General features: G+C 69.7%; 7 protein-coding genes. 4 read left to right on the plus strand and 3 right to left on the minus strand.

The annotated features are described in order from the left end of the window. Positions 1 to 114: 114 nt before the first annotated feature. Together ABZ319_RS39880 and ABZ319_RS39885 are read right to left on the minus strand one after the other, a co-directional pair. Complete coding sequence (locus tag ABZ319_RS39880; protein WP_354991788.1) at positions 115 to 519, minus strand: hypothetical protein; 405 nt, start codon at positions 517 to 519, stop codon at positions 115 to 117. Next, positions 516 to 1,040, minus strand: coding sequence for a hypothetical protein (locus ABZ319_RS39885; protein ID WP_354991789.1), 525 nt, complete (start codon positions 1,038 to 1,040; stop codon positions 516 to 518). Before ABZ319_RS39885 ends, ABZ319_RS39880 begins: the two co-directional genes overlap by 4 nt. A gap of 228 nt (positions 1,041 to 1,268) precedes the next feature. On the opposite strand from ABZ319_RS39885, the gene ABZ319_RS39890 reads away from it, so the two are divergent. From ABZ319_RS39890 to ABZ319_RS39900, 3 genes are read left to right on the plus strand one after another with little or no spacing between them, the layout of a single operon-like run. Then, positions 1,269 to 1,937 carry a response regulator transcription factor gene (locus tag ABZ319_RS39890; RefSeq protein ID WP_354991790.1) on the plus strand — a complete coding sequence of 223 codons (669 nt, stop codon included), beginning with the start codon at positions 1,269 to 1,271 and terminating at the stop codon, positions 1,935 to 1,937. Then, on the plus strand, positions 1,934 to 3,229 hold the full coding sequence (locus ABZ319_RS39895) for an ATP-binding protein (protein ID WP_354991791.1): 1,296 nt from the start codon (positions 1,934 to 1,936) through the stop codon (positions 3,227 to 3,229). The genes ABZ319_RS39890 and ABZ319_RS39895 overlap by 4 nt, the downstream gene beginning before the upstream one ends. After that, positions 3,216 to 4,256: a hypothetical protein gene (locus ABZ319_RS39900; protein ID WP_354991792.1), complete on the plus strand. Its 1,041-nt coding sequence runs from the start codon at positions 3,216 to 3,218 to the stop codon at positions 4,254 to 4,256. The genes ABZ319_RS39895 and ABZ319_RS39900 overlap by 14 nt, the downstream gene beginning before the upstream one ends. A gap of 3 nt (positions 4,257 to 4,259) precedes the next feature. On the opposite strand, the gene ABZ319_RS39905 is transcribed toward ABZ319_RS39900, so the two are convergent. Beyond that, positions 4,260 to 4,706, minus strand: coding sequence for a hypothetical protein (locus tag ABZ319_RS39905; protein WP_354991793.1), 447 nt, complete (start codon positions 4,704 to 4,706; stop codon positions 4,260 to 4,262). A 147-nt stretch (positions 4,707 to 4,853) separates the two neighbouring features. Between ABZ319_RS39905 and dapA the strand changes: the two genes are divergently transcribed. Further along, positions 4,854 to 5,727: 4-hydroxy-tetrahydrodipicolinate synthase (dapA, locus tag ABZ319_RS39910; protein WP_354991794.1), on the plus strand; the 874-nt coding region annotated here is incomplete at its 3' end.

A 5,727-nucleotide genomic window follows, 5' to 3' on the forward strand; every position in this document is an offset into this window, starting at 1 on the left:
GCAAGATCATGCGCCGGCTGCTGCGCGATGTGGCCGAGGGCCGCGAACTGGGTGACACCTCGACCCTGGTCGACCCCAAGGTCTTCGAGGCGATCACCCGGCGCTGACGGCCGCTCAGGCGCCCCGATACACCTTGCGCGCGGCCAGGATCATCGGAATCTGCAACGGCAGGCGCAGCAGCGCACCGGCCTTGAGCACGGTGGGCTTGTCGCTGCGGACCCATTCGCGAGCCATGTAGAGATTGCCCGGGAAGACCCCCAGGAACAGCAGTGCGGCCAGCGCGCCGCCGAGCCGCCGCGTGCGCGGCACGGCGAGCGCGGTGGCCACCGCCAGTTCCGCGACGCCCGAGCCGTGCGTGTAGGTGCGCGGCTTGCCCGGCAACTCCGGGGGGATCAGCGCGTCGAACGGTTTGGGGGCCACGAAGTGCAGCGCCCCCATCCCGAACAAGATCGCCGACATCGCCTTCGCGGTGCCGTGCGCACCCGAGGGTTCTTTCATCAACTCATGACTTTCGCTCATGACTCCGAGCGTACGGTCAGATCATCGAGCAGGATCATGACCTCACCCGCCGTTTTCACGACCTCCACGAGCCGGATCCGCAACCCCAGCAATTCCGCGTCCGCGATCGGCGGATGCAGCTTCACCCCGGCCCGCTGCCACTCCGGGCTCGCGTTCGATCGGCTCAGCAACTCCTCGCGGGTCTCGTCCCCGGCCCCCGCGAAGCGCGCGAACACCCAGATCGCGGCGTGCGGCGACCGGACGAACAGATTCAGCTCCGCGAGCGTGCCCGCGATCGAGAACGGCTGCCCCGGCTTGGCCACGAGATCGACCTCGAGCCCGTCGGCCGCGTTCTTGATCAGCAGGGCCAGCGCCCGCGCGTCCTCGCCCGCTTCCCCGTCGGCGTACACGCCCGGATCCTTCACCGGCGCGCCCTCGGCGAACGTGGTCAGATGCGTCTGCGCCGCCCCGGCCCCCGCGAGTTCCCACTTGCCGGTGTCCTCGAAGTCGTCCAGCAGCACCTCGTTCGATGCGTCCGACATCCTCGACCGTCCCTTCATCAACCTCGTACGAGGGTCGTGTGACCCCGCCGAAACCCTACAAGCCGAACATCCCCCGGTCAGCGCGGAAGAAGTGGCGTGCGGGCGCTCCGCGCCCGATGTGCGTGAGTGCCCGGTTCCCCCGATTTCTGGTGGCTGACGCGTTGCGCACCTTTACGGTCATACTCGGTACGACGTTGTTCGGGTGTGTGGGAAGAGGTGACGGCCGCCATGGAGGCGCAGGATTCGGGAGTACGCCGCATCGGGCTGGTCGAAGATCATGAGTCGGTGGCGATCGGTTTGGCGGCCATGCTGGCCCCGCAACCCGATCTGGAATTGGTGATCACCGCGGGCACGGTCGCGGAATTGCTCGCGGCCCGGCCGCGATTGGATCTGGTGGTGCTGGATCTGCGGCTCGCCGATGCCTCCTCCCCGGAGGCCAACGTGCGCGCGCTGCGCGAATGGGGGACCGAGGTCCTCATCTTCACCGGCGCCGACAATCCGTTCATGGTGCGCGAGGCCGCCCGCGCGGGCGTGCTCGGCGTGGTCCGCAAGTCCGAGGACGCGCCGACCGTGGTCGCGGCGGTGCGCCGCGCCGCCCAGGGCGAACAGGTGGTGACCACCGATTGGGCGGCCGCCATCGACGGTGACCCGCAGCTGTCCAATGTCGGTCTGAGCCCGCGCCAGCAGCAGGTGCTGCAGCTGTACGCCTCGGGGGAGAAGGCGTCGCGGGTGGCCCGCATGACCGGGTTGTCCGAACAGACGGTCAACGACTATCTGGGCCGCATCCGCCAGAAGTACGCGGATGCCGGCCGTCCCGCCCCGACCAAAACCGATCTGTACAAGCGTGCCGTGGAAGACGGCTGGCTGCCCGTGCCCGAGCGGAACCCGCGCGCGTGACCGCGACGGGCACGCTGGATGCCGCGCCCGCGCCGTACACCGACACCGCTCTCACCACGCTCGTGCGGCGCATGCGGGGTGAGCTGACCTCGAACTCGCAGGACGATCCGGCCACCGCCGCCTACGACCGGATCCTGCGCAGGCTCGGCATCTCGTGCGGCATCGCCGGGGTGATCGTGGGCCTGGTGGAACTGCCCGAGATCGCCGAGCAGGGCCGCCTGGTCCCGGGGTGGTGGACGGTCACCGCGGTCGTGCTGGCCTTCGGCTGGTATCCGGTGCTGGCGGTGGCCTCGGCGGTGGCGGGCTCGCGCGCGATCCGCTTCGCCGCGGGCTGTGCCGCACTGAGTTTCCTGGGCGCGCTTCTCACAATGCCCTTCGCCTGGGAGGCGTCGAGCGTGGCCGCCACCATCGTGTGGCCCTACCGGGTGACCGCGCTCGCGGTCACCGCGGGCGTGCTGGCCTGGCGACCGCGCTGGGCGGTGGCCTACCTTTTCGCGGCCGCTTCGGGCGCGGCCCTGGCCACGATCTACACGATCGCCGGCATCACGCCCTTCGCCGCGGTCGAGAACTTTCTGCGCGTCATGGGCCTGTCCTCGCTGTTCGTCTGGTGCTGCACCGCCGCCACCGGCGCCGCGGCCCGCGTCGACCGGGAATCGGCCATCGCCTCGCGGCGCGCCGCCGCGACGGCCGCCGCACAGGGCCGGGACCGCGAGCGCGCCCGCTTCGCCGCGCTGATCCACGACGCCGTGCTCTCCACGCTGCTGGAGGCTTCGCGCGCGGGCGCGCAATCCGATGTGCTGCAACGTCAATCCGAGCGCACCCTGGAACAGCTCGACGAATGCCGCGGCCGCGAACGCGATCCCGATCTGCTCGACGCCCGCTCGGCGCTGTTGTTCGTGCGCCAGGCCGTACTCGAGGTGAATCCGAGCGTGCGCTTCGCCACCCGCACCTGGCCCGGCTACGACGATCTGCGGATGCCGGTGCACGCGGCGAGCACGATCGCGGCGGCGCTGACCGAGGCGGTCCGCAACAGCCTGCGGCACGGCGCGGTGCCCGGGCGCGAGGTGCGGCGCACGGTGACAGCCACCGTCAGCGCGGGCAGCATCCGCATCGTATTCGCCGATGACGGCGCGGGTTTCGACCTCGCCGCCGTCTCGGCCGACCGGCTGGGCGTATCGATGAGCATCCTGGGGCGCATGCGCCAGCTCGGGGGCGGATCCGGTTTCGTGGAATCACAGCCGGGCGAGGGCACCACCGTGACCCTGGTGTGGGGTGGCGATGGCTCCCGCTGACCACGCCCTGGACCTGGACACCCGCTACAGCCTGCGCGAACTGCTCGGCCTGCGCGGCAGCGCCGCGTGGACCTTCCTGCTCATCCTCGAGGTGACCATCGCGCTCTACATGGCGCGCAACTTCGGTCAATCTCCGCTCTGGGCGGCCATTCTGGGCATGACGCTGCTGATGAGCGCCGGTGCGCTGGTGGTGGTGATCCCCATCGATCCGCTGCCGCTGCCGATAGCGGTGTTCGTCGCGGTCTCCGGTCCGGTGGCCACCGCGCTCACCATTCTCAATCCGACCGACAATCGCGCGCAGCCCTCGGTGTGGACGGCCTTCGTGGCTTCCTATGTCTTCACCGGCCTGGTGCTGCGCGGCCGGGTGCGCACCGCGTGGGCGGGGGTGGCCGCCACCGCGGGCGTGCTCGTGGTGGCCGGCATCGGCGCGCATCTGCGCCCGAGCACGGTGCTGGGCACCCTGGTCCCCATCGGAACCGTCGCGGCCATCTCGGTTTTCGTCGCGGTCATGCGGCCCATGCAGAAGACGCTGATCATCCTGCGCGAGGACGCCATGATGCGGGCCTCGGCCGAGGCCGACATGGACGCCGCCGAGGGGGAGCGCTCCCGGCAGCTCGCCCGCCTGGACCGGGTGGCGCGCCCGATTCTCGAGCGCATCGCCGAGGGCGCGGAACTCACCACCGCTGAACGCGAGGAATGCCGGCTGCTCGAGGCCGAACTCCGGGACGGCCTGCGCGCACCGCAACTGGTCACCGACGAGCTCAGCGGCGCGGCCCGCGGCGCCCGCTTCCGTGGGGTCACGGTCGTGCTGCTGGACGACGGCGGCTTCGCGGGCGTGCCCGAATGGGTGCGCAAGCGCGTGATCGACGCGGCGACAAAGGAGTTGGACGCCGCCAATAGCGGGTCGGTAACCGTTCGCGTGCTGCCGATCGGCCGCCGCGTCCTGGCGACGGTGCTCGCGCACTCGTCCGACGACGACCGCCGCACCGAGATCGACACCGACGGTCAGGTCACCGTGATGGATTGACGCTCAGGCGTCCCAGCGTCCGCCCTTGCGCATCTGATCGCGCAGTGCGCCCTGCACCGCGGACGACAGCCACGAGTTCAGCGATTGCCCGTTGTGCGCGGCGGCCTCCTCGGCGCGGGACTTGATCTGCTCGACCAGCCGCAGGGTCACCCGGCTGATGTCGCCGGTCATCTCCTCGAACGTCGGGGGCTGTTCGTCCTCGGGGCCAGTGGTTTTGCGCACATCCACGTGCGCGTCGGAGCCGACCACCGAGACGTGCACGGTGCGGTCACCGACCGCCGTGCTCACCTCGGCGGCCAGGTCCGAGAGCGCGGACAGCAGCACCAGGCGCGCGGCGTTCTCGGTGGCGGCGGCCAGCGCGGCGGCGGTGGCCTGTGTTTTCTCGTCGCCGAGCGCGGCGGCGGAGATCAGGTTGTCGCGCAGCTGCGCGGTGTACTTCTCTAGGTCCATGACACCAGTGTGATGTCATCGCTGACATCATTCAAGGAGAGATTTGCTGTCACCCCGAACCTTCGGCTACGAATTGCCGACACCGCCGCAACGGTTCAGGTATAACGATGCAAGAGCCGTTTCGATGACCGGGTAGCCTTCTGGACTATGACGAACGGTGAATCGACGCGGATTGAGCTGCACGCGTCCGGCACGGTTGGTGTCGCGATGGTGACCCCCTTTACCGCCGAAGGCAAGCTCGATGTCGACGCCGGTGTGGCCTTGGCCGCTCGCCTCGTGGACAACGGCGTCGATTTGCTCGCGATTTCCGGAACCACCGGTGAATCGCCCACCACCACCGAGTCCGAGAAGTTCGATCTGCTGCGTGCCGTCGTCGACACGGTCGGCGATCGGGCCACCGTCATCGCCGGCGCGGGCACCTACGACACCGCGCACAGCATCGAGCTGGCGCGCAGCGCCCAGCGCGCGGGTGCCCACGGTTTGCTGGTCGTCACCCCGTACTACTCGCGTCCCAGTCAGGAAGGGTTGCTCGCGCACTTCACCGCCGTCGCCGACGCCACCGACCTGCCCGTGACCCTGTACGACATTCCGCCGAGGTCGATCGTGCCGATCGCCTCGGACACCATTCGCCGCCTGGCCGAGCACCCGCGCATCGTCGCGGTCAAGGATGCCAAGGGCGATCTGAACGCGGGCGCGGAACTCATCGCCGAGACCGGGCTGTCCTATTACTCCGGCGACGACGTGCTGAACCTGCCGTGGTTGTCGGTGGGCGCCGTCGGATTCATCAGTGTCATCGGTCATTTGGTGCCCGACCGTTTGCGGGCCCTCATCGACGCCTACACCGCCGGCGATGTCGTGCGCGCCCGTGAGATCAATGCCAGCATGCTGCCCCTGAACCGCGCCATGGCGCGGCTGGGCGGCGTGTCCATGACCAAGGGGGCGCTGCGCCTGCTTGGTATCGAGACCGGGGAGCCCCGTTTGCCACAGATCATGCCTACAACCGAGCAGCGAGACGGCCGGG

The sequence above is a fragment of the Nocardia sp. NPDC005978 genome, assembly GCF_040614455.1.
GTDB lineage: Bacteria > Actinomycetota > Actinomycetes > Mycobacteriales > Mycobacteriaceae > Nocardia.